Annotated in this window: 25 protein-coding genes, 1 tRNA gene and 1 other annotated feature; of the genes, 15 read left to right on the top strand and 11 right to left on the bottom strand. The window is 48.7% G+C overall.

Annotation, left to right across the window (positions count from 1 at the left end; translation table 11 throughout):
- Nucleotides 1-106 precede the first annotated feature (106 nt).
- The 7 genes from truB (at nucleotide 107) to dnaJ (ending at nucleotide 8165) form a co-directional block, all read left to right on the top strand.
- Entirely contained in the window at nucleotides 107-1027 is a 921-nt protein-coding gene (truB, locus tag ACKTSG_RS00915) for a tRNA pseudouridine(55) synthase TruB (RefSeq protein WP_407891039.1), read from the top strand.
- On the top strand, nucleotides 1014-1955 hold the full coding sequence (ribF, locus tag ACKTSG_RS00910; protein ID WP_407891037.1) for a riboflavin biosynthesis protein RibF: 942 nt from the start codon (nucleotides 1014-1016) through the stop codon (nucleotides 1953-1955). Before truB ends, ribF begins: the two co-directional genes overlap by 14 nt.
- Nucleotides 1955-3100 carry a radical SAM family heme chaperone HemW gene (gene hemW / locus ACKTSG_RS00905; RefSeq protein ID WP_407891035.1) on the top strand — a complete coding sequence of 382 codons (1146 nt, stop codon included), beginning with the start codon at nucleotides 1955-1957 and terminating at the stop codon, nucleotides 3098-3100. The genes ribF and hemW overlap by 1 nt, the downstream gene beginning before the upstream one ends.
- A 166-nt stretch (nucleotides 3101-3266) precedes the next feature.
- Nucleotides 3267-4313 (top strand): heat-inducible transcriptional repressor HrcA, encoded by a 1047-nt coding sequence (hrcA, locus tag ACKTSG_RS00900; protein ID WP_407891033.1) that lies wholly within the window; start codon nucleotides 3267-3269, stop codon nucleotides 4311-4313.
- 13 nt (nucleotides 4314-4326) lie between these two features.
- The gene (grpE, locus tag ACKTSG_RS00895) at nucleotides 4327-4890 is read left to right on the top strand and encodes a nucleotide exchange factor GrpE (protein ID WP_407891031.1); all 564 of its coding nucleotides are present in this window, start codon (nucleotides 4327-4329) and stop codon (nucleotides 4888-4890) included.
- Nucleotides 4891-5043: 153 nt separating this feature from the next.
- Nucleotides 5044-6894 (top strand): molecular chaperone DnaK, encoded by a 1851-nt coding sequence (gene dnaK, locus ACKTSG_RS00890; protein WP_407891029.1) that lies wholly within the window; start codon nucleotides 5044-5046, stop codon nucleotides 6892-6894.
- Between the two features lie 116 nt (nucleotides 6895-7010).
- Nucleotides 7011-8165: a molecular chaperone DnaJ gene (dnaJ, locus tag ACKTSG_RS00885; RefSeq protein ID WP_407891157.1), complete on the top strand. Its 1155-nt coding sequence runs from the start codon at nucleotides 7011-7013 to the stop codon at nucleotides 8163-8165.
- A gap of 729 nt (nucleotides 8166-8894) precedes the next feature.
- Here dnaJ and ACKTSG_RS00880 read toward each other — a convergent pair.
- Entirely contained in the window at nucleotides 8895-9470 is a 576-nt protein-coding gene (locus tag ACKTSG_RS00880; protein ID WP_407891027.1) for an anthranilate synthase component II, read from the bottom strand.
- Nucleotides 9467-10903, bottom strand: a complete 1437-nt coding sequence (locus ACKTSG_RS00875; RefSeq protein WP_407891025.1) for an anthranilate synthase component I family protein — start codon at nucleotides 10901-10903, stop codon at nucleotides 9467-9469. The genes ACKTSG_RS00880 and ACKTSG_RS00875 overlap by 4 nt, the downstream gene beginning before the upstream one ends.
- 140 nt (nucleotides 10904-11043) lie before the next feature.
- Nucleotides 11044-11279 (bottom strand) — a binding site (T-box leader).
- 155 nt (nucleotides 11280-11434) lie between these two features.
- Between ACKTSG_RS00875 and lepA the strand changes: the two genes are divergently transcribed.
- The 3 genes from lepA to ACKTSG_RS00860 all read left to right on the top strand — a co-directional run bounded on the left by lepA (nucleotide 11435) and on the right by ACKTSG_RS00860 (nucleotide 14451).
- Nucleotides 11435-13273 (top strand): translation elongation factor 4, encoded by a 1839-nt coding sequence (gene lepA, locus ACKTSG_RS00870; protein ID WP_407891023.1) that lies wholly within the window; start codon nucleotides 11435-11437, stop codon nucleotides 13271-13273.
- 242 nt (nucleotides 13274-13515) lie between these two features.
- Entirely contained in the window at nucleotides 13516-14019 is a 504-nt protein-coding gene (locus tag ACKTSG_RS00865; protein ID WP_407891021.1) for a LytTR family DNA-binding domain-containing protein, read from the top strand.
- A gap of 102 nt (nucleotides 14020-14121) precedes the next feature.
- Nucleotides 14122-14451, top strand: a complete 330-nt coding sequence (locus ACKTSG_RS00860; RefSeq protein WP_407891019.1) for a hypothetical protein — start codon at nucleotides 14122-14124, stop codon at nucleotides 14449-14451.
- A gap of 69 nt (nucleotides 14452-14520) precedes the next feature.
- On the opposite strand, the gene ACKTSG_RS00855 is transcribed toward ACKTSG_RS00860, so the two are convergent.
- The 6 genes from ACKTSG_RS00855 to ACKTSG_RS00830 form a co-directional block, all read right to left on the bottom strand.
- Nucleotides 14521-16500 (bottom strand): PTS sugar transporter subunit IIABC, encoded by a 1980-nt coding sequence (locus ACKTSG_RS00855; RefSeq protein WP_407891017.1) that lies wholly within the window; start codon nucleotides 16498-16500, stop codon nucleotides 14521-14523.
- Nucleotides 16490-18148: an alpha,alpha-phosphotrehalase gene (locus tag ACKTSG_RS00850; protein WP_407891015.1), complete on the bottom strand. Its 1659-nt coding sequence runs from the start codon at nucleotides 18146-18148 to the stop codon at nucleotides 16490-16492. Before ACKTSG_RS00850 ends, ACKTSG_RS00855 begins: the two co-directional genes overlap by 11 nt.
- Nucleotides 18149-18157: 9 nt before the next feature.
- Nucleotides 18158-18868: a trehalose operon repressor gene (treR, locus tag ACKTSG_RS00845; RefSeq protein WP_407891013.1), complete on the bottom strand. Its 711-nt coding sequence runs from the start codon at nucleotides 18866-18868 to the stop codon at nucleotides 18158-18160.
- 310 nt (nucleotides 18869-19178) lie between these two features.
- The gene (locus ACKTSG_RS00840) at nucleotides 19179-19382 is read right to left on the bottom strand and encodes a hypothetical protein (RefSeq protein WP_407891011.1); all 204 of its coding nucleotides are present in this window, start codon (nucleotides 19380-19382) and stop codon (nucleotides 19179-19181) included.
- Nucleotides 19383-19431: 49 nt separating this feature from the next.
- The gene (locus ACKTSG_RS00835) at nucleotides 19432-19899 is read right to left on the bottom strand and encodes an ASCH domain-containing protein (protein ID WP_407891009.1); all 468 of its coding nucleotides are present in this window, start codon (nucleotides 19897-19899) and stop codon (nucleotides 19432-19434) included.
- Between the two features lie 52 nt (nucleotides 19900-19951).
- Nucleotides 19952-20278: a hypothetical protein gene (locus ACKTSG_RS00830; RefSeq protein ID WP_407891007.1), complete on the bottom strand. Its 327-nt coding sequence runs from the start codon at nucleotides 20276-20278 to the stop codon at nucleotides 19952-19954.
- A gap of 144 nt (nucleotides 20279-20422) precedes the next feature.
- Between ACKTSG_RS00830 and recJ the strand changes: the two genes are divergently transcribed.
- The 4 genes from recJ to ACKTSG_RS00810 all read left to right on the top strand — a co-directional run bounded on the left by recJ (nucleotide 20423) and on the right by ACKTSG_RS00810 (nucleotide 24178).
- Complete coding sequence (gene recJ / locus ACKTSG_RS00825; RefSeq protein WP_407891005.1) at nucleotides 20423-22696, top strand: single-stranded-DNA-specific exonuclease RecJ; 2274 nt, start codon at nucleotides 20423-20425, stop codon at nucleotides 22694-22696.
- 12 nt (nucleotides 22697-22708) lie between these two features.
- A complete protein-coding gene (locus ACKTSG_RS00820; protein ID WP_407891003.1) occupies nucleotides 22709-23236 on the top strand; it encodes an adenine phosphoribosyltransferase in 528 nt (175 codons plus the stop codon).
- Nucleotides 23237-23334: 98 nt separating this feature from the next.
- Complete coding sequence (locus ACKTSG_RS00815) at nucleotides 23335-23844, top strand: aminoacyl-tRNA deacylase (RefSeq protein WP_407891001.1); 510 nt, start codon at nucleotides 23335-23337, stop codon at nucleotides 23842-23844.
- A gap of 19 nt (nucleotides 23845-23863) precedes the next feature.
- Nucleotides 23864-24178: a DUF960 domain-containing protein gene (locus ACKTSG_RS00810; RefSeq protein ID WP_407890999.1), complete on the top strand. Its 315-nt coding sequence runs from the start codon at nucleotides 23864-23866 to the stop codon at nucleotides 24176-24178.
- 54 nt (nucleotides 24179-24232) lie between these two features.
- Here ACKTSG_RS00810 and ACKTSG_RS00805 read toward each other — a convergent pair whose 3' ends face one another.
- The 3 genes from ACKTSG_RS00805 to ACKTSG_RS00795 all read right to left on the bottom strand — a co-directional run bounded on the left by ACKTSG_RS00805 (nucleotide 24233) and on the right by ACKTSG_RS00795 (nucleotide 25365).
- A complete protein-coding gene (locus ACKTSG_RS00805; RefSeq protein WP_407890997.1) occupies nucleotides 24233-24643 on the bottom strand; it encodes a hypothetical protein in 411 nt (136 codons plus the stop codon).
- Nucleotides 24644-24817: 174 nt separating this feature from the next.
- A complete protein-coding gene (locus tag ACKTSG_RS00800) occupies nucleotides 24818-24988 on the bottom strand; it encodes a hypothetical protein (RefSeq protein WP_407890995.1) in 171 nt (56 codons plus the stop codon).
- The gene (locus ACKTSG_RS00795) at nucleotides 24985-25365 is read right to left on the bottom strand and encodes a hypothetical protein (protein WP_407890993.1); all 381 of its coding nucleotides are present in this window, start codon (nucleotides 25363-25365) and stop codon (nucleotides 24985-24987) included. Before ACKTSG_RS00795 ends, ACKTSG_RS00800 begins: the two co-directional genes overlap by 4 nt.
- Before the next feature lie 192 nt (nucleotides 25366-25557).
- Here ACKTSG_RS00795 and ACKTSG_RS00790 point away from each other — a divergent pair.
- A tRNA-Ser gene (locus ACKTSG_RS00790) sits at nucleotides 25558-25645 on the top strand.
- Nucleotides 25646-26067 lie beyond the last annotated feature (422 nt).

Raw genomic sequence — 26067 nt, 5'->3', positions numbered from 1 at the left:
TCAGTGACGATCGCGTTTCAAATTCGGCTGCTTTTGAGGTGGCGTGGTGTCTGAAGGGGATTTCTTGTATAATGAAAGGCGTTGAATTGAAAAGGAGGGGCTTGCCATGGACGGCATTTTACCAGTATATAAACCAGCTGGCATGACCAGCTTTGATGTGATCGCACAATTGCGACGCCTCATCCATATGAAAAAAATCGGCCACTCAGGCACCCTCGACCCCAGTGTCGATGGGGTATTGCCTATTGCCTTAGGCGCTGCGACCAAAGGCGTGCCGGCGTTGATGGCGCTAGGTAAAACTTACACCGGCGAAGTGACGTTAGGCTTTTCGACAGAAACTGAAGACCTTGATGGCGCCGAAGTCGAGCGGGTGCATCTTAGTTCGCCTTTTGAAGCCGCTGAAGTCGACGCCGCTTTGGCCAGCTTGACTGGCACGATCACGCAGATCCCACCGATGTTTTCCGCAGTTAAGGTCAACGGCAGGCGCTTGTATGAGTATGCCCGCAAAGGTGAAACTGTTGAGCGGCCCAGTCGGCAAGTCACGGTTTATGCGTTTAAGCGGACCAGCGACGTGGTATTTGACGCTAAAGCTGGGGTGCAAAAGTTCACCTTTGAAGCGCAAGTTTCTAAAGGGACTTATATTCGCACATTAGCGGTTGACGTCGGCCACAAGCTCGCAGTGCCAGCAGTGATGAGTCAACTGACTCGTATTGCCAGTGGCGGCTTTACCTTGGCGCAGACCCTTGATCTGCGCGACTTGACCCCAGAAACGGCGCCGCAAGCTGTGGCGGCACATTTACGCCCGATCGAATACGCTTATGGGGATCTGCCATTGGTGGCCTTATCAGCTGATCAATGGGATCGGGTGCAACACGGCCGCTTTTTACAATTGGAAGAAACTGCTGCAAAAGTCGGTTTGACCTATCAAGGTGTGCTTAAAGCCGTGTACCAACAAGCCGACGCCTTATATCGTCCAGATGTGATGTATTTAACTAACGAAGGAAGTCCCGAAGATGCAAGTCATTGATATTCACCCGCCAGTTGTCACCAAACCCGCTCACCCACAAGTCTTAGCCTTGGGCTTTTTTGATGGGGTGCACCGTGGGCACCAAGCGGTGATCTCCCAAGCCAAACAAGTGGCCAACGCCAAAAATCTGCCTTTGGCGGTGATGACGTTTGACGTGCATCCGGCAGTGATCTACCAACACAAACCTGCCGATGAAGTGAAGTATTTATCGCCACGTGCCCGCAAAATCGATTTAATGGCGATGCTTGGTGTCGATGTGCTATATTTTGTGCATTTCACGCCTGAATTTGCCAGCTTGGCGCCGCAAGCATTTGTCGATCAGTACTTAGTCGGCTTGAACGCGGCAGTGGTGGTGGCGGGATTTGATTATACTTATGGCAAAAAAGCCATCGCCAACATGCATACGCTTCCTGAGTTTGCCCAAAACCGCTTTGAGATCATTGCAGTACCTGCACATTTAGACGATGGTGAAAAAATTTCGTCGACGCGCATTCGCAAAGCTTTGGATCAAGGCGATGTCGATTTGGCCAATCGCTTATTAGGATATGATTATCAAACCACAGGCATGGTGGTGCATGGCGAAGCGCGTGGGCGGACGCTTGGTTTCCCCACTGCCAATATCGACACGCCAAATGCTGAAAGGTTGCCTGGCATCGGCATTTTCACCGTGATGATGCAAGTCAACGGCCAGTGGCTACCAGGCATGGCGTCAGTTGGCCGTAATGTGACGTTTGGTGCCGGCCGGGCGGTGACGCTTGAGATCAACTTGTTTGATTTTGACGCGGATATCTACGGCCAACCAGTCGTGGTCAAATGGTTGCACTATTTGCGCGGTGAAGTGAAATTTGATGGCGCGCAAGGGCTGATCGATCAGCTTCAAATGGATCGCACGCATTCGCTAGCATGGCTTGAAAAAGAGGCAAACTAATGGCAGGGGCTTATATCCACATTCCGTTTTGTGAGCATATTTGTTATTACTGTGATTTCAATAAAGTCTTCATTGAAGGCCAGCCAGTGGATGATTATGTGGCGATGTTACTGCGAGAAATGCAACTGGTGATGCCACAATATCCCAACGAACCCATTGAAACTGTGTATGTTGGCGGCGGCACGCCCACGACTTTGACCCCCAAGCAATTGGATCAATTATGTCGCGGAATCCGCGAGATCTTGCATTTTGATCATGGCGAATTCACCTTTGAAGCTAATCCCAACGACTTACAAGATACCCAAAAGCTGCAAGTCCTGCACGACAATGGGGTCAACCGCTTATCCATTGGGGTACAAAGTTTTGACGATGCCATTTTAAAGCGCATCGGGCGGATCCATCGGGTCAAAGACGTTTATCAAGCAATCGACAATGCCCACAAAGTCGGCTTTGAAAATTTGTCCATCGACTTGATCTTTCGCTTGCCTGGCCAAAGCCGAGATAATTTCTTGCACAGTTTGCGCGAAGCCTTAGCGTTGCAGCTGCCGCATTATTCGACGTACTCGCTGATCTTAGAGCGCAAAACGATTTTTTATAACTTGATGCGCAAAGGCAAGTTGACGTTGCCCAGTCAAGATGTTGAAGCTGATATGTATCAAGATGCCATTGATTTAATGCATGCCAACGGTCGCGAACAATATGAGATCGCTAACTTCGCCAAGCCAGGCTTTGAGTGCCAACACAATTTGCTTTATTGGCAAAATGCGCATTACTTTGGGTTTGGCGCTGGGGCGTTTGGTTATTTAGGGCGCGATCGCTATCACAACTTTGGCCCGATCCAACAATATTTAGCGCCACTGCATGACCACAAGTTGCCAGTGATCGAACATCACTTGGTGCCTTTAGAAGAACAAATCGAAGAAGAAATGTTTTTAGGATTGCGCACGCGCGCCGGTGTCAGTCGTCAGCGTTTCACTGATAAATTTCATTTACGAATCGAAGACGTGTACGGTGAATTGCTGGATGACTTGCGCCAACAAGGTTTAGTTGAACTTAACGGCGATCAAGTGCGCTTGTCCAACCAAGGGATGTTTTTAGGCAATGAAGTCTTTCAACAATTCTTATTGGATGACCCGCTGATTTGATCGCAAATGGATCAAGTGCTGAGGACGAGTCGGTCTCAAGCCCGATTTAATGGGAAAAACTGCACTTTTTAGCACTCTACCCTTGACTATGCTAATGGGGGTTGCTAGTATAGTAATTGTTAGTTAGCACTCCATAGGTGTTCAGTGCTAAGAAGAAGGTGGCAATATGTTGACGAAACGCCAACTGCTCGTCTTAAAAGAGATCATCCGATCGTTTACTGAAACCAATCAGCCTGTCGGGTCTAAGACCTTGATGCAAGAGTTGCCGATCCATGTCAGTTCGGCAACGATCCGCAATGACATGGCTGCGTTGGAAGAAGCCGGATTGATCACCAAGACGCACAGTAGTTCAGGGCGCGTGCCCTCGACCAAAGGCTACCGCTATTACCTTGACAACTTAGTCGAACCGGCGCAGGCAGAACCTGCCGAGATCGCCGCGATCCAGCAAGGTTTCGGTGGCCACTTTTACAAAATGGATGAGATCGTCGCCCAGTCGGCGCGCATTTTATCCAACTTGACCAACTACACGGCCATCACCTTGGGCCCTGAAGTTGCGCAACTCAAATTGACCGGTTTTCGCATGGTGCCATTAGGCAATCATCAGGTGATGGCGATTTTAGTCACCAACAATGGCAATGTGGTCAACCAGCTGTTTACCTTGCCAGGTGAAGTCGATTCCGAAGAAGTGGAAAAGGCGATCCGCATCGTCAACGACCAATTGGTTGGCTTGCCGCTGGCTGAAGTGGCGCGTAAGTTGGCCAATGATGTGCCAGCATTGTTGTTTCAATATATGTCCAGTCCTGATGGCTTCTTAGACATTTTTGGCAGTGTCTTGAAACAAGCAGCGGCAGAACGCTTTTATGTTGGCGGACGGTTGAATCTGATGGATTATCTGGATGATTCTGACGTGCGCCGCGTCAAGCAGATCTTCAGCTTGTTTGACGATGATTCCAGCGATATCAATCAGCTGATCGGCCCGGTTTCACCCAAACAAGGGGTGCAAGTCCATTTGGGTCAAGAGTTGACCCCAGATGTGCTGGATGATCTTTCAGTGATCACTGCCAGTTATTCGGTAGGCGATCATGGCACTGGGGTCATCGCGCTGCTTGGACCGACGCAAATGCCGTATTCGAAAATGATCGGCTTGCTCGATGCCTTTCGCGAAGAGCTCGCCAAGCGGCTGACCGATTATTATTCGCATTTTGATCAATGACAAGGAGGCCGCTATGGCAGACAAAGCAGACGAACCAAAACCAAAAGAGACTCAATCTGATGCTGAACCATCATTGAAAGATGAAATCGAAGCGGAAATGAAAGCCGACCTTGATGAACAAGTCAACGCCTCAGAAGTTGACGTCAAGGCCTTGCAAAAAGAACGCGACGAATTTGAAGATAAGTATTTGCGCGCTGCTGCAGAAATCAGCAACATGAACAATCGCTTCAAAAAAGAGCGGGCGACCTTGTTGCAATATGATGGCCAAAAGTTGGCCACAGCCGTACTGCCAGTGTTAGATAACTTGGAACGGGCGTTGACTTCAGCAACTGATGATACCGATCCGCTGAAAAAAGGCGTCGAAATGGTATACAGCCATCTTGAAGCGGCCTTAAAGGAAAACCACGTCGAAAAGATCCCCACTGATGGGACATTTGATCCGACAATGCATCAGGCGATCCAAACTGTTCCCGCAGATGATGATCATCCCAAAGATGCGATCGTGCAAGTGTTACAAGCTGGCTACAAAATGAAAGATCGCGTCTTGCGTCCAGCCATGGTGGTTGTGGCTAACTAGTGCGTCAACGTTTCCAGTCAAGCTGAAGTCGGCACTTGGTTGTGCTTGCTTCAGCTTGGCTGGAAACCAAGCGTCTGGTTGGTGACAGTCGGCAAGCTTTGAGCAATTGAAGCTTATTTAATCAGTTAATCAATTTTAAAAGAAGGTAGAACAATGAGTAAAGTTATTGGGATCGACTTAGGGACCACCAACTCCGCTGTTGCGGTGCTTGAAGGTGGCGAACCAAAGATCATTACGAATCCAGAAGGCAACCGTACCACGCCTTCTGTCGTCGCTTTTAAAGACGGCGAGATCCAAGTTGGTGAAGTGGCCAAGCGCCAAGCCATCACCAACCCAGATACCATTGTGTCCATCAAGCGGCACATGGGTGAAGCAGGTTACACCGTTAAAGTCGGTGACAAGAACTATACCCCTCAAGAAATCTCTGCACAGATCTTACAATACATCAAAGGCTTTGCCCAAGATTATTTAGGCGAAGACGTGACTGATGCTGTCATCACGGTACCTGCATACTTCAACGATTCCCAACGTCAAGCGACTAAAGACGCTGGTAAGATCGCCGGCTTGAACGTTTCGCGGATCGTCAACGAACCAACTGCTTCTGCCTTAGCTTATGGCTTGGACAAAGGCGACGCTGATGAAAAAGTCTTAGTTTATGACCTTGGTGGTGGGACATTTGATGTGTCCATTCTCCAATTAGGCGATGGCGTGTTTGAAGTATTGTCCACTAACGGGGATACCCATTTAGGTGGGGATGACTTTGATGACAAGATCATCAACTGGTTAGTTGACGAATTCAAAGCTGAAAATGGCATCGATTTGTCCAAAGACAAAATGGCCATGCAACGCTTAAAGGATGCCGCAGAAAAGGCTAAGAAGGACTTGTCTGGGGTTTCTTCCACCCAGATCTCCTTACCATTTATCTCTGCTGGCGCCAACGGCCCACTGCATTTGGAACGCACCTTGACGAAAGCCAAGTTCGACCAAATGACGGAAGACTTAGTTGAACGCACCAAAGTCCCAGTTGACAACGCCTTAAAAGATGCCGGCTTAACGGCATCTGATTTGGACAAAGTCATTTTAAACGGTGGTTCAACTCGTATCCCTGCGGTTCAAGAAGCGGTTAAGTCTTGGACTGGCAAGGAACCTGACCACTCCATCAACCCTGATGAAGCCGTTGCCTTAGGTGCAGCGATCCAAGGTGGGGTCATTTCCGGTGATGTTAAAGACGTTGTGCTGCTTGATGTGACGCCATTGTCCTTAGGGATCGAAACGATGGGTGGCGTGTTCACCAAGTTGATCGATCGTAACACCACGATCCCAACTTCCAAGTCGCAAGTCTTCTCCACCGCTGCCGACAACCAACCAGCTGTTGATATCCATGTCTTGCAAGGTGAACGGCCAATGGCTGCTGACAACAAGACGTTGGGTCGCTTCCAACTCACTGACATTCCAGCTGCTCCTCGTGGCGTGCCACAAATCGAAGTCAAATTCGACATCGACAAAAACGGTATCGTCCAAGTTTCCGCTAAGGATATGGGCACTGGCAAGTCACAAGATATCACCATCAAGAGTTCCAGCGGTTTATCCGATGAAGAAATCGATCGGATGATGAAAGAAGCCAAGGAAAACGAAGAAGCCGATAAGAAGCGTAAAGAAGAAGTCGACTTAAAGAACGATGTTGACCAACTCTTGTTCCAAACCGACAAGACCTTAAAGGACTTGAAGGGTAAGGTTTCTGATGACGAGATCAAGAAGGCTGAAGATGCCAAGGAAGCCTTGAAGAAGGCCCAACAAGAAAACAACATCGAAGACATGAAAGCCAAGCGCGACGATTTGAACAAGATCGTTCAAGACTTGACGGTCAAGTTGTACGAACAAGCTCAAAAGGACCAACAAGCTAAACAAGCAAGTGGTGCCACAAGCGATGCGAGTGACAACAAGAAGTCTGATGATGACGATACCATCGATGGCGAATACAAAGACGTCAACGACAAGAAGTAGTCTCTGCACGAAGCCAAAGCCAGCTGGCTTTGGCTTTTTGTTTGAATCCAGAGGCTAGTCGAAAGCGACGATCTATGTTATTCTGGATTAGCTTTTGGTGCAGACTTTAGGAGGCAATAATGGCTCAAAAAGATTATTATGATGTCTTAGGCGTTAGTCGCGATGCCGACGACGCTACCATCAAGAAGGCCTTCCGGCAACTTTCTAAGAAATATCATCCGGATATCAACCATGAACCTGGGGCCGAAGAGAAATTCAAAGAGATCAACGAAGCTTATCAAGTCTTATCTGACCCGCAAAAGCGGGCAGCCTTTGACCAATACGGCTCTGCTGATGGTCCTCAAGGGGGATTTGGTGGCGGTGGCCAAGGCTTTTCTGGCTTTGGCGGCCAAGGTTTTGGTGGTCAAGGAACTGGGTTTGAAGATATCTTCAGTCAGTTCTTTGGCGGCGGTGGCCAACAACAACGGGCCAATGCGCCACGCCAAGGGGCTGATCTGCAATATCGCATGGACTTAAAGTTTGAAGAAGCGGTGTTTGGCAAAGACACCAAGATCTCTTATGATCGCCAAGCGTTGTGTCATACTTGTGGCGGCTCTGGTGCCAAACCAGGTACCAGCCCTGTGACCTGTCACAAGTGTCATGGCTCAGGCTACATTCAAGTGCAGCGCAATACCCCACTTGGCGCGATGATGAGCCAAGAAGTCTGTGACGTCTGCCACGGTACTGGTAAAGAGATCAAAGATAAGTGTGTAGATTGCCACGGCACTGGTCACAAGAATGAACGCCACACCATCGACGTGAAAGTGCCAGCTGGCGTTGAAGACGGCCAACAAATGCGCTTGCGCGAAGCTGGTGAAGCCGGGACCAATGGCGGCCCTTATGGGGATCTGTACATTGTCTTTCGGGTAGCACCGAGTGATAAGTTTGAACGCGATGGGGCGACGATCTATTTGAAGATCCCGATCTCGTTTGCGCAAGCTGCTTTAGGTGATGCAATCAAAGTCGACACCGTGCATGGGCAAGTTGAATTGAAGATCCCAGCCGGCACGCAAACGCAAAGCAAGTTCCGTTTGCGCGGTAAAGGCGCACCACGACTACAAGGTAGTGGTATGGGCGATGAGATCGTGACGGTCAATGTCCAAACGCCAAAGAACTTAAACAGCAAACAAAAAGAAGCCTTGATGGCCTTTGCCGCCGCTAGCGGTGATGACGTCACCCCAAGAGAGGGAAGCTTGTTTGACCGGGTCAAAGAAGCGTTCAAAGGCAAGTAGGCAGGCAGCGACTATCCAAACCAACGGATAGTCGCTTTTTTTGGATCAACTGGTGTTGAGGCATCTTGTTACCGAAAGTTTTTTAAAAAAGCGCTTGCATTTTTTAATCAATGGTGTTATGCTTCGTTCACCAACAAAAAGTAAGTAACAGGCACTTGCTTTTGTTGGCAAAAGCACTAAGCAAAGCCGCGCGGTTAGGTACATCGTCTGCGCTTTGTGGCAGCAAACATCCCCATGATGTCGAAGCGTGGCGATGGGCATTCCCGTGGGCAGAAGAGCGTTGGCGTACCGAAGAAAATGGTCAACTATCACTTCGACAAAAGTGAGTCACAGAAGCGGCCCGCCGTGTTTGAACGTTTCGCGACTGATCAGTGGATCATCGAGACAACTGTCGCCCAGTTTCGTCCGATGGCTCCCTGATCTTCGTTGCAACAACCTCATCACGACGCGTCGGATTGTGCAAAAATCGGGATCCACCTGCGCCACCGTTTTACCCACAGCGAACTTTGGACTGTGGCTGTTAGAGTGCCCACGGGCATAACAACGTGTGACCTTGAATCACTCGAGGGTCACACTTCACAAACGAATTTCAAGGCACCTAAATTGGTGTAGTGGGCACTAATTCAACCAAATGTTGAATTAGTGCCTATTTTTTGCGTTCACAGGCTGTTTTTCTGCTGTGTGTCCATACAAAAAACCTTTCTCATCAATTGAGAAAGGTTTTGAGGGTCATTGACATTGGTTTAAGAAATTGATCACGATTTGTTTGCCCACTGCCGGATCAGTCATGATCGACTCAGGATGAAATTGCACGCCGTAAACTTTTTTGGCATCGTTTTCGATGGCCATGATACTGCCATCGTCAGCGACTGCAGTTAACGTCAAGTCGGCTGGTGTTTGCTTGACCACCAGCGAATGATAACGCGCACCGGTGAAATGGGTGGGGCAGGATTTGAACAAATCGCCATGGCCTTGTACCGTGATGGTCGATGGCTTGCCATGCATCAAGTGCTTGGCCGCCACAACTTGGGCACCAAAGGCTTGGCCGATCGCTTGTTCACCTAAACAAACGCCAAAAATCGGCACTTTACCGATCAAAGCTTGGATCATTTGCGGCATGTTGCCAGCATTTTCTGGGCGGCCAGGGCCAGGGGAAAATACCACGCCACTGGGGTGTTTGGCCAACAATTCAGCGGCGGTCAAGTCGTCATTGTGGACCACGGTGATCGGCTGCGTCGTGAGGGTGCCCATGAGCTGATACAAATTGTACGTGAAGCTGTCGTAGTTATCGATCAAATAAATCATGCGCGCGCCTCCAATGCATCTTTGACCCCAGAGATCTTGTTGTTGAACTCTTTATATTCCAAGCGTGGATCAGAGTCAGCGACGATGCCGGCACCTGATTGCATGAATATCGTATCGCCTTGGCGGAAGCACAAGCGAATCCCAATGGCAAAGTCCAAGTCACCATTGTAATCAAAATACCCCAAGGCCCCACCATAAAGGCCGCGTTTTTGCGGTTCAAGTTCATCGATGATGCTCATGGCACTTTGCTTGGGCGCACCAGATAACGTACCAGCTGGCAGCAGCGAATCAATGATCTGCATGCTGGTGGTGGTCGGCTTGGCTTTGGCTTCAACCACTGATCCCAAATGCATCACATTTGCAAACTTCAACAATGCGCGGGTGCGTGTGACTGCCACAGTCCCGAATTGACTGACCGCGCCTAAATCATTGCGGCCTAAGTCGATCAACATATTATGTTCAGACAGTTCTTTTTCAGAGTGTTGCAACTCTTGGGCTAACGCATTGTCTTCTTCAGGGGTGCGACCGCGCCGGCGCGTGCCAGCTAACGGATAGGTGAACAAAGTATCTTGGCGGCGACGGATCAAGGTTTCTGGCGAGGCGCCAAGGGCTTCATAATCGCCAGCTTGGAAATAGAATTGATAAGGCGTCGGGTTTTTGGCAAACAAGCTGGCCGCTTGACTGCGCAAGTCGCCTGAAATCGTGGCGCGTTGTTGGTTTGCCATGATCAATTGAAAAATGTCGCCAGCGACGATATGCTTTTGCGCTTGGCGCACACGGGCTTCAAAAGTATCCTCGTCAAACGTCATGTGCAATGGCGTGGTGAATTGAAACGGGGTGGGGTGATAAGTCGCCGCACCATAAGTGATCTGTTCACGCAATGCTTGCAACTTGCTCAAGGTTTGATCAAAGTTGTCAGGCGTCAAGTCTGCACTTGGCACGATATGGCTGATGGTCACGCGTTGCTTGTCGCGCTCGTAAGCGATAACAGTAGGCACCACAAACAATTGCGCGTCAGGGAGTTGATGATCATCCACGGCGTGTAAGTCCAAATGGTTTTTGGCATATTGGGCATATTCATAAGCAAAATAGCCTGCAATACCACCGGTGAAGACGGGCAAGTCGGCCAAGTGTGGCGTGCGCTGATCGTGTAACAATTGGTCGATCACCGGCCCTAGCGCTTGGGTGGTGGTTTGCGTGGTATCTCCGATCGTCGTCGTCAACTTACCGTTGCGGTAGTCATATTCGGCAGTGGTTTCAGCGGCGATCAACGTGGTGCCATCGTCTGCAGAGCGGAGTAATACTGCGCGCTGATCGTCGCTACTTAAGCGATTGAGCACGGCTAAGCTGTCAAAGTCAGGCTGGCGGTATTGGATCACCACCGGTACAGCTGGAAATTCGTTAAGAAAAGGGATCAGATCTGAATATTTCATCGGGTGTTCCTCCAAATGGCGTGTGTGACAGTCAGCACCCGAGTTGCCATCGTTTCAACATATGTTTTTCCTCCAAGTTATCGCCTGATCTGATGTTGCTCAGATCGCGTCAGCATACAAAAAGTCCGCCCTAAACACTTGTCAAGGACGGACGAAGATCCGCGGTACCACCTGGATTCGCACAAATTTGTGCGCACTTTGCAAAGGTCTAACAACCTTTTGGAAACTGACGTATTCCGCCACGTTACTTCATACTGGCCAAAGCGTTCCGAAGTACCCTCAACGGTCCATTTGATCAAGTGCTACGGTCGTATTCTCAACAATCACGACTCTCTGTGCGCGCGGCTTGACCCATTCTCCGTTTCAACGGTTTATGAGCGAACGATTAATTTACGCTGACTATACTCCCATAACGTGATGAGAACAAGCCTTTTTTGCAATAATTTTCAAATCGTGGAAAAATGTCCCTGACTACCGCTTGCGCCAAACTTTGGTATACTGTAAGAAAGAAGTTTTGAAAGAGAGCGAACAATGGATAAAGAAGCCTTACTCGATCGCCAAAAACACATTCGCAACTTTTCGATCGTGGCGCATATCGATCATGGGAAATCGACGCTGGCGGATCGGATCTTGGAGTTGACGGATACCATCGCCAAACGCGACATGCAAGCGCAAGTGCTTGATGACATGGCGCTGGAGCGCGAACGTGGGATCACCATCAAACTTAATGCCGTGGAATTGCACTACCATGCCAAAGACGGCGAAACCTATATTTTTCATTTGATCGACACCCCAGGACATGTGGACTTTTCTTATGAAGTGTCACGTTCTTTGGCAGCGTGCGAAGGTGCGCTGTTGTTAGTGGACGCGGCCCAAGGGGTTGAAGCACAAACCTTGGCCAATGTGTATTTGGCATTGGATGATGACTTGGAGATCGTGCCGATCATCAACAAAGTCGACTTACCCAGCGCCCAACCTGAAGTGGTCAAAGAAGAAATCGAAGAAATGATCGGCTTGGACGCTTCTGATGCGATTTTGACCTCGGCTAAAACTGGCTTAGGGATCCCTGAAGTGCTGGAGCGGATCGTGTCTGACATTCCCGCACCAAGCGGCGATTTGGATGCCCCACTAGAAGCGCTGATTTTTGATTCGGTTTATGATTCTTATCGAGGCGTGGTGTTAGCAGTGCGCGTCAAGCAAGGCATCGTCAAACCCGGTGACAAAATCGAATTGATGTCTAACGGCAAACAATTTGAAGTCACTGAAGTTGGGGTGATGTCGCCAAAAGCTGTCACCCGTGATTTCTTAATGGTCGGGGATGTGGGCTACATCACCGCGTCGATCAAAACCATCCAAGACACCCGCGTTGGCGATACCGTAACGTTAGCTGATCGCCCAGCGCAAAAGGCCTTGGAAGGTTTCCGCCAAATCACGCCGATGGTTTATTCTGGGGTGTTCCCAGTGGATAATGCCAAATTTGTCGATTTGCGTGATGCTTTGGAAAAACTTCAACTCAATGATGCCTCGTTGGAATTTGAACCTGAAACCTCTCAAGCATTAGGCTTTGGGTTTCGTGTGGGCTTTTTAGGCTTGTTGCATATGGATGTGGTCCAAGAGCGCTTGGAGCGTGAGTTCAATTTGGACTTGATCATGACGGCACCAAGTGTTGATTATCAAGTCGATCAAACCGATGGCACCCAGCTCACCATCGACAATCCGTCAGAACTGCCTGATGCGTCAGAAATCAAAGAGATCCGCGAACCATACGTCAAAGCCAGCATCATGGTACCTAATGATTATGTCGGCCCAGTGATGGAAATCGCCCAACGCAAACGTGGTGAATTTGTCACCATGGATTATTTGGACAAATATCGCGTCAATGTGATCTACAACTTGCCACTGTCAGAAATCATTTATGATTTCTTTGATGACTTGAAGTCGTCGACTAAAGGTTATGCCAGCTTGGATTATGAGATCACCGGCTATCGGCCGTCTGATCTGGTCAAAATGGATATTTTGTTAAATGGCGATCCAGTGGATGCTTTATCGACCATCGTGCATAAAGATTTCGCTTTTGATCGCGGGCGGGCGATCGTCGCTAGCTTGAAAAAAACCATTCCCCGGCAACAATTTGAAGTGCCGATCCAAGCAGCCATTGGCAACAAGATCATTGCGCGTTCCACCGTCAAAGCTTATCGCAAGAACGTTTTGGCCAAGTGTTATGGTGGGGACATCACCCGTAAGCGCAAATTGCTGGAAAAGCAAAAAGCCGGTAAAAAGCGCATGAAAGCCGTGGGTTCTGTGGAAGTGCCGCAAGAAGCGTTTATGAGTATTTTGAAAATGAACGACGATGATGTGAAAGGTAAATAACGCTTTAGCTTATCGTTGAACACTAGCGAATTAACGCAGAATCATCAGATCAGCCAAATTTTGTCGAAGCCGGCAAAATTTGGCTTTTTTGTTGTGACCGTTTCCATTATGATGGTTTTGGGTCAGTGATCGAACCAGCCGTGATTTCAGGCGCAAAATCTGCCGGTTGAAGACATTTGGCCTAAATCAGTCGCGTGTAATGGCACAATGTGGTTGTGCAAACGAAAAAATCAGTTAAGCAGATGTGTTGGATACAGCAAGCTGGCCAAGCGCAAATCGTGTGTGTCACCGCAGCTGACGAAGCGGTGATCGAAGCTTTAAAGCGGCGCATCACTGCGCTTGATCTCATTGAAAAAGGGGATCATGACAAAGCTCAGATCCGATCATTATTGGCAGAAGTAGCGCATACGACTGGTCAACTTAGGCTCAACAGCCGCAATTTTTTCACATTCAAAGTCGGGTCGCGACAGATTCGGGTCGATGTTGATGCGATTTATTTTATCGAAGCTGCTTCTCGTCCACATTGCGTGGTGCTGCATGGCGAGGGATTTCAGTATGAGTTTTATGGTAAATTGCGCGATATTGCCAGCGCCTATCCGGCATTGATGCGAGTGAAAAAATCGTATTTGATCAACCCCGCGCAGATCCGTTGTATCGACTACAAAAAAGGGCTGATCCAGTTTCCAGATTCGTTGACCTGCACGTTTCCAGTACGGATGGTGCATCAGTTGCGGCAGTTAAAGTGATCATGTCGACGATGTGATCGAAGATTGCAGGAGGGGCAATATGCGACACCGATGGGTTTTCTGATCTGCTATTGGGCTGCGTTTGCGGTCGCGTTTATCCTCATGAGCCGATCAAATTATCATTCGGTTGTTGGATGGGGCGCTTATGGGATCTTTTTGATCCTTTCGATGATTTGGAGTCAGCGCGTCAAGCGCGACAATCGGCGCTTCGTGACGATCATGTGGCAGTTGGCAGACGCGTTAGGGTACGGCGCTGCTGATCTGAAACGTTTGGCCGGCAAATATGGCGAATTGGCTTGGGCAGCCACGCGACTTGAGCGCCTGGATTTTTTTCCTGGTGTGAAATTGATCAAATCAGTGACGCACCAAATGAAGTGCGAACAACAGTTGCGTGAAGTTGAAGCCAAACAGTGGACTGACCACCAGGGATGAATTCCTGGTGGTTTCATTTTGCACAAAAAAGACTCAAGGTTTTGGCCTTGAGCCTCGTGGGTGATTCAGTTATTCACCAAGGTGCTTTTTCTTTGGTGCAACTTTGGCTTTTAAGCTATCTGATTCTTGATAGCCAAACAGGTAAACCAAGGTGAACGCTGCAATCGTAGTGACGGTGGAAACAATGAAGAAATTCAACAAGTTCGACGGATTGGCATTGCTAGCAAACGAAGGAAAACCGATCCAACTGCCAGTGAATCCGTACATATCAACCCCTAATAAGCCGTTGAGCAAGCCGCCGATCGCCGCGCCGATACTGGAGAAGATGAACACGCGGCCATACTTCAAGTTGACCCCATACATTGCCGGTTCCGTGATGCCGACAAAAGCTGAAATTGCCGCGGACAAAGACAAACCAGACAAGGCTTTGTTATTGCGCGTCTTGATCCAAACAGCTAAGGCGCCAGCCCCTTGGGCGATCATGGTGACTGAGACGATCCCATTTAAAACTGAGTGGCCGCCAGGAACGGACAGTTGTGCTGAAATGATCGGAATGACCGCCCAGTGTAAGCCGAAGATCACTAAGACTTGATACAAGCCACCAATGATCATGCCGGATAACGCTAGGTTCAAATTCAACAATGCTTGCAATGCGGTGGAGATCCCAGTGGAAATCAACGTGATCACTGGGCCAACCACGATCAAGACGGTCATGCCCACTAAGAAAATTTCCACTAACGGCGAGAAGATCATTCGCAACATGACAGGCATCCATTTTTTGATCCAAGGTTCGACTTTTGACGCCATCCAAGCCGCAAAGATCATCGGGAAAATGGAGTAGGTGTATTGGGGGATATGGATCGGGATCCCAAAGAAGTTCGAGTTGATGGTCATCCCCAGCACTTCACCAAAAGACTTGCCGCCAGCGACGACTTGCACCAGTGACGGATAGATCAAAAATGCGCCAATGATTGCCACAATAACGGGGTCGCTGCCAAGTTTTTGGGCGGCGGTGAAGCCAACGAGGACTGGTAAGAAGTAAAAGGTCGCATCGCCCATGGCGTTGATCAACATGTAAGTTTGGCTAGTGGTGGAAACCCCGCCCCAAGTGGTCAAAATGGTCATGATCCCTTTAAGCATCCCACTGGCAGCTAACAGCCCAATGATCGGGATCATGGAGCCGGTGATCACCCCAATCAAACTCGAAGCCCCACGTTTGGTTTTGCCCCACAAACTTTGATCTTGCGCTTGGGCAGCCGTTTCTGCTGTGATCTGTGCTGTGGCTTCTGAGTTGGCAAAACCTGGGCCAAGTTGCTTGATGGCTTCATCATAAACATCTGTTACCGTTTGGCCGATCACGACTTGATATTGCCCACCGGCTCGCGCCACATCGATGACGCCGGGGATCTCAGCGACAGCAGTGTCATCAGGAATATTGTCATCTTTGAGATAAAAGCGTAGACGCGTGATGCAGTGGATCAAGCTTTTGACGTTACTGGCACCGCCAACTGCGGCAATCACATCACGAGCGGTGCGCGCGTATTGATTTTTTTCGTCGATATTGCTGGTAGCAGATTGCGCCACAGCGGCTTTTAAATCAAGGTCAGCGGCAAGGCTGCCAGCTTGAATTTCACCTTGATGCACGTCGATGCGGTTTAAAATCGCCGCAGTGTTGGTGATCGCCACAATGATCGTGGTTTTCTTGCCAGCCGCGCGGATCGCGTCAAGGTCCATTGACCCGATGACATCACCGGCAGTTACTTGGTCATCAACATGCGTGTCGATTTCAAAAGGGGCGCCTTTGAGTTCAACCGTGTCGATGCCCATGTGGATCAAGATCTCCAAGCCACTTTCAGTGCGAATGCCAATGGCGTGTTTGGTGTCGGCGATCAAAACGATACGGCCAGTAGCTGGCGCGACGATTTGATTCGTTGTGGGCTCGATTCCAAAGCCGTCACCCATTGTTTTTTGGGCGAAAACTGGATCGCTAACGTCAGTGATCGGCATCAATAAGCCAGTCGCTGGGGCCACTAAGATTTCATTTTTCATAATGCTCCTCCTTATCGTGCAACAACGCAACAGTGCCATAAGCAGGCAAAGTGATCATTGCATGAGGTTCAAATGATGGTAAATTGGTGATCAATACTGGTGCGTGTTGAAAGTCTGCTGGAATCGGGATCTGGATAGTATGATCGGCGAAATTATTCAATACCAGCAGTTGTTGCGCCTGATATTTGCGCAGGTATGCGTATAACCAATCGATATCTGCACCAAATGGTTCATAGTCACCTTGCGCGATCACCGCGTAGGTTTTGCGCAAGGCAATGAGCTTTTGATAAAAGGCAAAAATGGCTTGACTGACTGGTGCTTGGACATTGACTTGCGCTTGATTGGTAGGCCGCAGCCACGGGGTACCGGTGGTAAACCCGGCAGTGGGGCCAGCGTTCCACTGCATCGGAGTGCGCGAATTATCGCGGGCTTTGGCATGAATGATGGTGAAAGCGTCGTGTTCGGACAAGCCTTGTTTGATCAAGGCGTGATAGGCATTATGCGCTTCAACGTCAACATAATCGCTCATCGATCGATAATCGGGGTCAGACATGCCTAATTCTTCTCCCATATAAATGAATGGCGTCCCACGGTTCAAGTGAATGCTTGCGGCAAGCAACGTCGCACTGGCAAAACGCGCTTTTTGGGGATCGGCGAAGCGATCGATCGCCCGCGGTTGATCATGGTTGTTCCAAAATAAAGCTTGCCAACCACCACCTTGGGCCATGCCTGAACCCCAAGTGTGCAACAATTTGCGCAAAGCGTTGAAGTCGTAGCGCATGGCGGTCCATTTTTGTCCGTCAACATAATCGACTTTTAAATGATGGAACTGAAACACCATGGTCAGTTCGTGGTTTTCAGGCTTGGTATAAGCAATGGCTTGCGGTAAAGTCGTGGCACTCATTTCGCCAACGGTGACAGCCAGTGGGTCTTGTCCAAAAGAAGTGGCAGCCAGTTGCTTAATATAAGTTTGTACGATCGGGGTATCCGTGTACAAATATTTGCTTGGTGTGCCTGGTTGTGCATCGATCAAGTGCTCAGCTTTGCCGATCACATTCAACACGTCAAAGCGAAAACCGTGCACGCCTTTTTGCCGCCAGAAATTCACGATTGCCGCCACTTCTTGGCGCACGGCAGGATTATGCCAATCAAGATCGGCTTGGGTGCGGTCATACAAATGTAGATAGTATTTCCCGGTGTCGCCAAACTGCGACCATGCTGGACCACCAAATTTTGATTGCCAGTTTGTGGGCAAGCTGCCATCAGGTTTCGGATCGCGCAGATAATAAAAGGCTTGATATTTGGGATCGCCGGCGAGTGCATGCTGAAACCAAACATGAGCGGTCGACGTATGATTGAACACCATATCTAACATGACGCCAATGTGGTGGGTGGCTAATTTCGCCACCAGTTCTTCAAAATCGGCCATGGTGCCAAAGCGTGGGTCGATGGCGCGGTAATCTGCCACGTCGTAACCGTTATCATTTTGCGGTGAAACGAAAAATGGGTTAAACCAGATCATATCAACGTGTAAACTGACTAAATAATCGAGTTTTTGAATAATACCGCGTAAGTCGCCAATGCCATCGCCGTTTGAATCGTAAAATGATTTGGGGTAAAGCTGATAGATCACTTGCTCTTTTTTCATGAGCGCCTCCTATGCCCGCCGTGCAAATTCTTGAAAGCGAAAGCGATCCGCACGGTGACGGGACTCAGTATATTGAAATGCCGTGGTGTCTTCCAAACTGGTGACACTTTTGACCACGACCACCGATGCGTTCGCGTCTAAATGCAATAATTCTTGGTCTTGTTGATTTGCCGGCTCAACGGTGATCTCTTTTTTGGCGTAAGCAATGCTGAGGTGCAGTTGCCCTTCGAAGTACGCGTAAAGCGAATCTTCAGCAACGGCTTTCGAAATGGTCGGCACGATATCACAATCGATGTAGTCGATATCAATGATCATCGGCTCACCATTAACTTCTCGCAAGCGCACCAGCCGAGTCGTCATGATCGGCTTGGCATGGGGATCGACCGCTTTGAAATCGGTGATCGGCAACGGCACTTGGCTGTTTTCGATCATGGTCGTGGTGGTTTTGAAATTCAACCGGTGACTGAGTTCTTTGTAACTGATCACCCCAGATACAGGAAAGACGTACTGTTGCCGGTTAATCACCACTGAACCGCGACCTTTTTGCGATTGAATGAACCCTTGATCGCGCAGCTTGGCCAAAGCTTTGCGAATCGTGTCGCGGGACGCGCCATAAAGACTGGCTAAGGCGTTTTCGCTAGGCAATAGCGTGTTGGTTGCGTAAACGCCAGTATCGATTTTTTGTTTGAGATCTTGGTAGACCAAATCTAATTTTGTCATGTGAGCACCTCTGTAATCGCTTTCACATTTTTATCATATCCTGTACGTACAAGTGCGTCAAATTCTTGAAAAATCAAAACATACAGGTTGTCTAGCTTGTACGTACAGATTATCAAAACAGCGGCCTGACCACAACCGATAAAGAGACTGCAACTAGACCAATTTTGGCCACTTGCGATGGTCGATACGACGAATAATGAACGCCGAAAAAAATTGGGCTTTTTTTACTTGTTGGAACCGTTGCCAACAAGTTCAGCCCACAAAAAAACTCACTTGCAAGGCTGCAAGCGAGTGGTTTTGATTTTAAAATTTATGCGGCTAAACCTGGCACTGCCAAGGTCAACGCGACTTGTTCATCGATCGTCAACGGCCGGCCGATCACCCGTGGAAGATCATCTAACAGCTTGTCAGCTTCAAGTTCGCCAATACTGTTGCGTGATTGCAAGCGTACCATGCCGCGTCTGGCGTGTTGTTTGGTAATGGTCCAGTTGGCGATCGTAATCGGTAGTTTCATCAATATCACCTCAATATCATTATACAAACAATCGTTCGCTTACGCAAGTTTAGTTAGTAAAAGGGTACAGCACCCGAAAGCATTCGATCACGACCATTGACGAGCTTGGATCAAAGGTCAACCCAGCGTCGGCATAAGCCGCTTTGAAAAAACGAGCGTGTTCTGCTTGCCAATAGGCCAAACTCAAATCACCTTCGCCTTCTAAGCGCGCTTGTTGGGCGTCAACGCTGGCAAAAGGTTGAATGAAGGTATCTTCCAAATAGGTCACGGCGACGGGTTCGTCTTGGCCATTCAACACCACATTGACGTCGCCAACTTGCGGCATTGGTTGATGGTCATGGACATATAATTCAAAGCCGCTGGCCGTGGCTGTTTTTTGCCCAGACAAGATCAAATCAGCGATGGTGTCGGCTAACGTAGGTGAATCGCCGAAACTTTGCGCTTGGCGATAAGTGAGCGCAGGGTCTAAGGCCAGTTCCGCTTTGGCGGTGGCGAAAAATTCATCAATGGTTGGCATAAACAGCTCCTTAAATTAAAAAATCCGCCGGCTGTCGTCGACGGAAACGTCATTAGAATTCTTTTTGGTCGGCTTCGGACAAGGAGGGCTTGACCACTTGCCAGTTCAGATCAGCGGCTAAAGTCGCTTCAGCATCGGTGCGGGTCTTGATTTTGTCCATGTTCCAGACGATGTTTGAGATCTTACCACCTACAAAGTCAAAAGGCTCAGTGTAAATGTAGCCATCTTCAGAAGCTTTTTCACGAGACTTGGTTAAAGCGTCAGCCAATTCGCGGGCAAAAGCCATATCGTGAAGTTCAGGGATCTCTTTTTCTGTGACATAACCGGTGGCGTTCACAGCGTCATCAGCTTTTTTGACCATTTCTGCAGTTGCAGACATGATATAACAACTCCTTTTGTTGCAGTCGCTGGTTGGAGTTGGGCTGTTGATTTAGTTTACATTTTAATTATACCACCGGCATCGTTTTTTGCGGTGAAATTTTTGGTATACTAGTCTGGTAGTTTTTTGAACGGAGGACAAGGCGTGGCACATTTTGACTGGACTTTAATGAAACAACCAGACACCCAAACGATTCAAGACTTAGCAAACAAGCTTTCAGTGAGTCCCTTTTTGGCGCGCTTGTTGTGGCAACGCAAGATCACCGATCCAGACCAGTGGGCAAAATTCAACCATCCGAGTGTCACCAGTTTGCATGACCCGATGTTGTTGCATGACATGGATAAAGCTGTGGCACGCATTCAACAAGCCGTCACCAACCAAGAAAAAATCACGATCTACGGCGATTATGATGTCGATGGCTTAACCTCTTCGGCGATCATGAAAGAAGCACTTGAAAGCATTGGCGCGGAACCGGAAGTCTTTATTCCGGACCGCTTCGCTGACGGCTATGGGCCAAATGCGGATGTGTACAAATATTTACACGCCAATGGCACGCAACTGCTGATCACCGTCGATAACGGCGTCGGTGGCAAAGCGGTGATCGATCAAGCGATGCAAGCAGGGATGGATGTGGTGGTCACCGATCACCATGAACTGCCAGATGAATTGCCTGATGCCGTGGCGGTGGTGCATCCGCGCTATCCTGGCAGCGATTATCCGTTTGGCGATCTATCAGGGGCTGGGGTAGCGTTTAAAGTGGCCACCGCTTTGCTTGACGGGCCGCCAATGGATGCGGTGGACTTAGCGGCGCTTGGCGCCATTTGTGATCTGGTCAGCTTAACGGATGAAAACCGCACCTTGGTCCAACTGGGTTTAGCCCAGATCCGCTCAGGCGCCCGCGTGGGATTAGGCGCTTTGTTAGAAGCCGCCGGGATCGATCCTAAAACCGTCGATGAACAAACCGTGGGCTTTGGCATCGGGCCGCGCTTGAATGCCATCGGTCGACTAGGGGATGCGACGCCTGGTGTGACGCTGTTGACGACATTTGACGATGACGAAGCGACGCGTTTGGCCAAAAATGTTGATGCCCGCAACACTGAACGCCAAGGCTTAGTCAAAAAAATCTCTCAAGAAGCGATGCAGTTGGCAGAATTACCTGAAAACCAAGCAGCCAAAACCTTGGTATTGGCCAAAGCTGGCTGGCATGAAGGGGTGTTAGGCATTGTCGCTAGCCACGTGGTGCAAAATACCGGCAAGCCAACGTTGGTGTTGAATATCTCAGCTGATGGTACCAGTGCCAAAGGTTCAGGGCGTTCAGTTGAAGGCTATCACTTGTTCAAAAGCTTACAGCCGGTGGGCGATTCGATGACGCATTTTGGCGGACATGCCATGGCAGTGGGCTTGACGCTTCCGACTGAAAATTTGAACGTGATCCATGAAGCAATGGAAAAAGCTGCGGCGATCAGCTTAAAAGACGCTGGTGCCCCGAAACTTCAGGTGGTCGCGCGCCTTGAGCCTAGTGAGTTGACGTTGGACAATTATCAAGCGATGCGCGATTTGGCGCCTTTTGGGCAAGGCAATCCCGAACCGGTATTTAGTATTCGCCCGCAAGCCTTAAGTGGGATCCGCCAAATCGGCAAAACCAAAGATCATTTGAAATTTACCGCCGATGGCATCGATGTCATCGCCTTTGGGCTTGGCGATCAGGCCCAAGCGTTAAGTGATGCGGCGCAAGTGAAACTAGCGGTAACGTTAGATCAAAACACTTGGCAAAATCGCACCAGTTTGCAGTTGCGCCTTCAAGATTGGCAGCTTAAAGCGCCTGATCTCATCGATCTGCGCTTGCCACAACCAAGTGCGGAACAATTTCGTGGGGCTTTTACCTATGTGTTTTTTGATCGCCACGTGCAGCGCCAAATGACCAGCCGCTTTCAATTCGGCGGGCCGACAGTGTTGGCACAAGATTTAAATCAGTCGACCAAAGACGTGGTATTAGTTGATCTGCCGCACACCAGCGCAGAGCTACAAGCGGTGATGCAACAAGTCGAGTTACCGCTGCGAGTGGTATTTGCCCAAGATCCAGCTAATTTAGTGGCGATCCCAACGCGCGCTGAGTTTGGACGTGTCTTGGTGTTTTTGCGCCAACATCCAAATTTTGACAAACATCATTTACCAGCCTTGGCGCAAATGGTTCATGTGACAACACAACAAGCAATTTTTGCCGTACAGGTGTTTTTCGAGTTGGGATTTGTTAGAATAGAGGGTGCGCTGATTTCAGTCAGCGACCATCCAGAAAAAAAGCCGTTGGAAACTGCGACGGTATACCAACAGCGCGTTGCCTTTTTAGCGTTGGCTCAGCATCTGCAACAAGATCCGGCCAATGTGATCCTACAGCGCGTCATGACTATCAAAAGGTGAGGCTAAATCTCCATGGCAATTAATTTTAAAGACTACATCGCCAGTGTTCCGGACTTTCCAGAACCTGGTATCACATTCCGAGACATTTCCCCATTAATGGCAGATGGCAAAGCCTATGCGGCAGCCACTGATGAAATCGTGGAATATGCCAAAGATAAAGGCGTTGAAATGATCGTCGGCCCAGAAGCCCGCGGGTTTATCGTCGGCTGTCCAGTGGCTTATAAGCTCGGTGTCGGCTTTGCACCAGCGCGTAAAAAAGGCAAACTGCCGCGTGAAACGGTCAGCGCCAGTTACGACTTAGAGTACGGTCAAGCCACATTATACTTACACAAAGATGCGATCCGTCCTGGCCAACGCGTGCTGGTTTGTGACGACTTGCTGGCCACTGGTGGCACCATCGCGGCGACTATCGACTTGGTTGAAAAGCTTGGTGGCATCGTGGTGGGGACTGCCTTTTTGGTGGAATTAAGCGACTTACACGGGCGCGATAAAATCGCTGACTATGATGTATTCACTTTGATGAGTTACGAAGGCGCATAACCTAAAAGCAGGCCAGTTGGTCTGCTTTTTTGGTCTAAGTGAACATTACCCGCTTACTTTTTGAGTGTGGTATAATGAACTTATTGAAGGAGTCTGTCATGGCAAAGCATAAAAAAGAGGACAAAACCTTAGTCGAGAAAATGCTCGACAAACAAAATATCGCGTATCAAAGCTATACGTTCCCGACTGCAGAAGTCGGGGATGTCAAACAGTTGCAAGTCGATCATTTGGCGATCGATGAGCACAAGATCTACAAGACTTTAGCGTTGATCGGCAACAAAACTGGTCCGTTGGTCGGGGTGGTGCCGCTTGATCGCCATATCGATTACAAGAAACTCAGCAAAGTGTCCGGCAATAAGAAAGTCGGCATGGTGCCTTTGAAAGATCTAGAAAAAACTACCGGCTTTGTGCATGGTGCCAACACCCCAGTTGGAATCCATGCGCGCCATAACTACCCGATCTTCATTGGCATCGAAGCCCAAGGGGAATCCGAGATCATTGTCTCAGCCGGCAAGATCGGCCGTTCAGTGGGACTCGATCCCAAAGCTTTAGCCAAAAGCGTCAAGGCACAATTTGCAGACATCACAGCACTAGAGCCACAAGAATAAAACGTCGGGGGGAATCGGCATGTTTACATCTGATCGCAGTCGCTTTGCCACGTATGGGGTCATTGCCCATTTACCAGGTCCGATCATCGATAGTATTTGGTTGATCATCGACCAAAATCTTCAAGGCGTCGTGCCGCTGGGGAATTTGTTGCGGTTTGATCTGTTGAACAACGGCGGCAAGTTGACGGTCGCATTTTCCGAAAAAGGTAGCGACACCACCATGGCAGTCGATCTACCATTCACGTATCAAAGTGCGTTTCCAGATACGGTCATGGCTTATGACGATGGGCATAATCAAACTATTTTGTTGCCTGAAGAAGGCCATGACGATTAACCCAATTACCGCAAGCAAATAGGGTCAGCCATTAATTGGTTGACCCTATTTGGGTTACATGGCAACAGCAAAGATCCTAGCGATCGCCACTTGAATTTCTTTTGTGGCGCGCTTTTTCTCAGCAACACCGCGGTTATACAAACGGTAATTGACCCCAACCGGTTCGATGGCGATCAGCATGGTCATGGCGGCTTGCTGATGCAAGGCCAGCGCTGCTAAAAAGCTGGCGTGAAAGCCGGCTAATTCATCTGGTGGGGTGATGGCGTGGCAGTCTTGGACAAATTTATTGAACCGCAACATGTTGCGGCTGAAATAGTCATGCAACTGCTCAAACGTGTCAGAGGCCAAGCAGTTGCCGATTTCGAGTTTGTGGCAGGTGAGCGTATATTGATCAAATACGAGGTCGTACACCGAGAGGCGATCGATTTGACGGTTCATGGTCTTGATGTATGTGTCGTTTAACATATAAGTTCCCTCCAATCAAAACAATTAAGGACTATCCTAACTCTACCATGGGGACCACCTATAATCAACATAATTTAAATCATATAATCAAAAAATGCTCAAAAAATTTTGAAGAGAGCCTTTTCATCAAGAAAGCCAAATAAAAAGCACGCATGGTCTGCGTGCTTAAAACGTTTACTTTTGGTCTTTTTTCTTAATGATCCGCGGTTCTTTTTTGAACAAACCTTGCAACTTTTTGAACTTGCCGGGATCATTCTCGCGAGCGGACTTCACCATATTGGCAAAATCATAATGATTGACCGGTAGTTCTGGTTCAGTAGGCGTCTTGTGTTTAAACCAACTCATGATACCACCTCATTTGCAGTTGAAGTCGGGTGTACCGGTGTTTTGGCCATCACTTGAATCACGATCACATGGATCACCAACAAGACCAAAGCGTAGTTAGGGATCAGCGCATAACCGATAAACAAGCAAATGCCAATGGTGTTAGCGATCAATAACCTGCGTGAGCGTGATTTGATGAAGCTGAGCAAATGTAAGGCACCGCCTAAGATCGATAAGTACCACCAATGCGGCTCCCAGTTCATTAAAGTTGTCCCCACTGCGGCAGTTGAGAAGCCTTTGGTCACGGCATAACCTGACGCCACGATCAACACGATAGCAGTAAACGCTGCATATAAAACACCAAACAAGGCAGGGAGTTTGATCAAAGATAGTTTCATGGTCACACGTCCATTTCACATTAATAGCTCTAGTATACTCATCCGGCTTGCGAACATAAAGAAATTTGCCTAATGTTAAGAAATACCCTGATATCATCCGGTTTATCTGCGGTAAAGTGATGAAAAGTGTTTGCAGGATGCCGATTTTTTGCTATACTAGTTTTTGTGCTTGAACCAAGCACGCATCCACATGGAGAGTTGGCAGAGTGGTAATGCAACGGACTCGAAATCCGTCGAACCGGCTAATACCGGCGCGCAGGTTCAAATCCTGTACTCTCCTTCACAGCTCTGTAAACGCCTATAAATAGGCATTTGCAGGGCTATTTCTTTGCAAAAAAGTAGCTCATCCGTTGCATTACCACTCTGCCAACTCTCTGAAAAGCGACATTTTTGTGGTTAAACCGCGCATATTTTGCGCAAGGTTATAAACGCTGTATACCTTGTGGCAGTAATGATAAGAAAAACTGACCGCAACAATTTGGCACAATACCAGCGAAAACTGCGCATATTTTGCGCACATTTGCTCTATAACCCCAGTAACTGTGTTATTTTAATGCCCCATTCATGACTGCTAAAGCATCTGCTATATCTGCTGTTTGTTGAGTAGGTAGGTGATAAAGCCACCACGTAAGTCATGTAAGCGGGCTTTCTGAGTTAAGACCCCATCTCTTATTAGTTCCTTTCTTAGAATTCGCCACATGT

Source organism: Lacticaseibacillus salsurae (assembly GCF_045862175.1).
In the GTDB taxonomy this organism is placed as follows: domain Bacteria; phylum Bacillota; class Bacilli; order Lactobacillales; family Lactobacillaceae; genus Lacticaseibacillus; species Lacticaseibacillus salsurae.
Note: the sequence above shows the minus strand (reverse complement) of the source record. Positions and strands in the feature narration are given on the sequence as shown.